This window comes from Halomonas sp., assembly GCF_041689495.1.
GTDB lineage: Bacteria > Pseudomonadota > Gammaproteobacteria > Pseudomonadales > Halomonadaceae > Halomonas.
The window spans coordinates 1-3,593 of the sequence record NZ_JBDNGD010000310.1; the positions used below are offsets into that span (position 1 = coordinate 1).

At 68.5% G+C, this 3,593-nt stretch carries 2 protein-coding genes; both read right to left on the bottom strand.

From position 1 onward, the window contains the following. Positions 1-158 precede the first annotated feature (158 nt). Positions 159-1,733 (bottom strand): ArnT family glycosyltransferase, encoded by a 1,575-nt coding sequence (locus ACESMD_RS10280; RefSeq protein WP_372612839.1) that lies wholly within the window; start codon positions 1,731-1,733, stop codon positions 159-161. A gap of 4 nt (positions 1,734-1,737) precedes the next feature. Then, positions 1,738-3,498, bottom strand: a complete 1,761-nt coding sequence (locus tag ACESMD_RS10285) for an ArnT family glycosyltransferase (protein WP_372612842.1) — start codon at positions 3,496-3,498, stop codon at positions 1,738-1,740. Positions 3,499-3,593: the final 95 nt, after the last annotated feature.

The window sequence follows — 3,593 nt, forward strand, 5'->3', positions numbered from 1 at the left end:
GCCAGCCCGCGAGTGCCACCAGGCCATGGCGCAGCCGCCCCCAGGCCAGCAGCACCAGGGCGGCGAGCCCGAGCAGGCTCCACCAGGCCCAGGGGGTGACCCCGTGGTACTCGGACAGGCCTGGGGCCTGGCGTCCCACTGCTGCGCCTGGCTCGGGCCTAGCCGCTCCCGGCGACGACGAAGGCGTGCCAGCGGTCGGCAGGCACGATCAGGTAGACCCGTCCCCGGTAGGGCTGGTGATAACTGGCGATCTCGCCCTGCCGGGGCGTCGGCTGCCGGATCACCTCGATGACGTACCCCCGGGGGTGGCGGGCGGCCCAGCTCGCCAGCGCCTGGTCATCGTCGATGACGACGAGGTTCGTTTCGAGACGCCCCAGGAAACGGAACTGGTTGTGGTATTCCCCGGCATAGGCCAGTGGGATCGCTTCCCTCTCGAGCGTGGCTAGTCGCTCGGCCATGGGCTTGAGGCTGTAGTAGCGCTGGAGCGCCGGCGACAGCAGTAACAGCAGGGTGAGCAGGGTCATCGGCCCGGCCATCGTCAGGGTCGGACGGGAGGGGCGGGTGACCAGCAGCACGCCCAGGGCCAGCGGCACCAAGGCACCGAGGCGCGTCCAGGGAGAAAGAGGCACCGTGGGGAAGTACCTGACGGAGAGCTCGGGCAGCAAGGCCAGCAGCCCGGCCATCATCACCAGCAGGGCTGCCACGCCCCACTGCCTGCCCGGGGGGCGTGCTACCAGCCGGGTACTGATCCAGAGGGCCAGAAACGGCAGCATCGGCATCAGATAGTGGGCCTGCTTGCCACTGAGCAGGCTTAACAGCACCAGCGGTGGCAGCACGCCCCAGCAGACGAAGCGTTGCAGGGGCGGGGCAAGGACGGGGCCGCGCCACATGCCGGCCAGCGGCCAGGGCAGGGTCGCGACCAGCATGACCGGCAGGTACCAGTACCAGGGGCGGGCATGGTCCAGGGCATGCGCGACGCGCCCGGTCGACTGGGACCAGAGGATGGCGTCGGCATAGGCTTCGCCACCGGCGATGGCTGCCGGTATCGCCCAGGCCAGGCCGACCAGCCCACCCAGCAGGGTCGCCGCCAGCACGGCCCGATAGGGACGGCGCTGCCCCTCGAATGTCGGCGGCTGCCAGAAGCGTGAGCCAAGCACCAGCGGCAGCCAGTAGACAAGGACCACTGGCCCCTTGACCAGGATGCCCAGCCCGACTCCCAGGCTGGCCAGCAGTACCATCCAGCTTCGCCCCGTGTGGAGATAGCGCAGCCAGCCGTCCACCGCCACCAGCAGGCAGACGGCAAGGAGGATGTCAAACATGCTCAGGGGCAGGAAGAGGAACCACAGGGTGGTGCCGAGCAGCACCAGGGGCGCCCACCAGGCTACCCGTCGGGCGTCGGGGGCGAGCTGGCGCACGATATCGGCCACGAGCCAGAAGGCGGAAAGCCCCACGGTGGGAATAACCAGTCGGGCCACCCAGTCAGAGGTGCCGAACAGCCACCAGCCCAGGTTGATCAGCCAGAACAGCAGCGGCGGCTTGTGGGAGTAGGGCTCCCCGTTGAGGGTGGGCACCAGGAAGCTGTGGTGCTGCCACATTTCCCAGGCCACGGACAGGTAGCGGGTCTCGTCGATGGGCATCAATGGCAGGGCGCCGACTCGGGCGATGACGATAATCGCCCCCAGCAGCGCGGCGAGGGTGGCGCCGGAGATTGTCGTCGCGGGCCATCGATTCATTGCTTCACTCCACGTGCCCGTGGGAGGCTTCCTTTGCGTTGGGTCGTGGTTTGTGGGAGGCGGAAACGAGGGTGGTCGGTGCGATGTACACAGGCGCCGCCTCGGCATCCCCGGTGCATTCCGCGAAGGCGCTGCCCGGGATCAACCACCAGATTTCGCTGTTCTGAAGGCCGAGATCCTTCGCCAGCGACAGGTCGGCACAGGCGAGTTCAGGACGCTTGTCCTGGTCGATGAACATCCAGCGCTCGTTCGGGGCCTCCTTCAACCAGGCGAAGGCGCGTTTCATCTGGGCGACTTCCGGGGTGTGATAGCCAAAGTGTACGCTCGGCTGGCGCGCCTGGAGCAGGAACTCCTCATCGAAGGTGGGCATCGCCAGCCACGCGCTGGGGCCGGTGATGTCGACCACCGTCTGCATCATGTCCCGCGGCGAGCGGGTCTGGTCGAGTTGCTGATAGCCCCAGGTCGACCATAGCGCCCAGAACACCACCAGCCAGCCGGTCAGGGCCAGCATGCCGCGCTCCGGGCGCAGCCAGTAGAGCAGGGCGGCCGCCGCGACGCCGAGCAGCGTCCACCAGCCCCAGGGCGATACCGAGTACTTGGCGGCCAGCTCGGCTAGCGCCGGCAGGCCGGCGGCACCCAGCACCCCGGCGATCAGGAAGATGCCGCCCAGTAGGACCAGCACGCCGGTGGCGAGCCAATGCAACCAGCGCTTGCACAGCAGGCCCGGCAGCAGCGGTGCCATGGCCAGCACCAGCAGCGGCAGGGTCGGTAGCAGGTAGACCCCGCGCTTGCCCGGAGACAGGGAGAAGAAGACGACCACCAGCAGCATGCCGCCGAGTGGTAGCAGCACCCGTGCATCCAGACGCCGAGCGCGCCGCCACCAGGCGGGTATCAGCCAGGGCAGCGCCAGCACCAGCGGCAACCAGGCCCAGGGAATGACCTCGACCAGGTAGTAATACCAGGGCTTGACGTGATGCCAGGCATCGGCATAGCGCTCGCCGGTCTGCTTGAACAGTATGTTGTCGCGATAGGCGGTCAGCGCCGGGTCATCGCTGAGGGTGGTGTACAGGGCCATGGGCACCACCCAGAGGGCGACGACGCCGAGGATCATGGCAATGCCGAGCCCCAGGTCGCGCCACGCCAGGGGCACCGCCTGCCCTCGCCAGGCCAGCAGGGCCCAGATGGGTAGCATCAACAGCGGCAGGAAGCCCACGCCCTTGGTGAGGACCCCCAGGCCCATGGCGATGCAGCCCAGGAACCACCAACGGCGGGCGGGCCCCAGCAGCGCATGGCGCATCAGGCCGTAGGCGCCGAGGGTGATGAAGAAGGTGACCAGCATGTCGATCTGGGCGGTGCGGGCCTGCAGACCGAACTGGAAGCTCGAGAGCAGGGCGAGGCCCGCCAGCCAGGCGACACGACGCCCGTGGAGGCGATTGGTCAGGTCCATGACCAGTGCCAGAGTGCCCAGGGCGCCGATCAGCGAGGGCAGCAGGAAGCCCAGCCGCACCGAGCCGGTCAGGGCGATCGACGCCGCGGTGGCCCACATGTAGATTGGTGGCTTGTCCGGGTAGGGTTCCCCGGCGCGATGCGGGATCCAGAACTGCCCGGTCTTGAGCATTTCCAGGGCGTTCAGGGCGAAGCGTGGCTCGTCGGCGGGCCAGGGGTCACGCAGGCCGAGCCCCACGCCCAGGAAGACGGCGGCGATCACCAGCAACCAGAACCAGGGCCGCGAGGGCAGGCGGTGGAGATAGGCGGGACGATGCATGGGAACGATTCGGTTGGCGTGCAAGGACATCACTGGCGGGCCCGGTTCAGCTGGACCTCGCGGCGGATCAGCATCAGGTTGCGGCCGTAGATGAA

Bases quoted from the DNA above. Each gene is read 5' to 3' on its own strand.
- ACESMD_RS10280 (WP_372612839.1), bottom strand. From the start codon at position 1,733: ATGAATCGATGGCCCGCGACGACAATCTCCGGCGCCACCCTCGCCGCG.
- ACESMD_RS10285 (WP_372612842.1), bottom strand. From the start codon at position 3,498: ATGCATCGTCCCGCCTATCTCCACCGCCTGCCCTCGCGGCCCTGGTTC.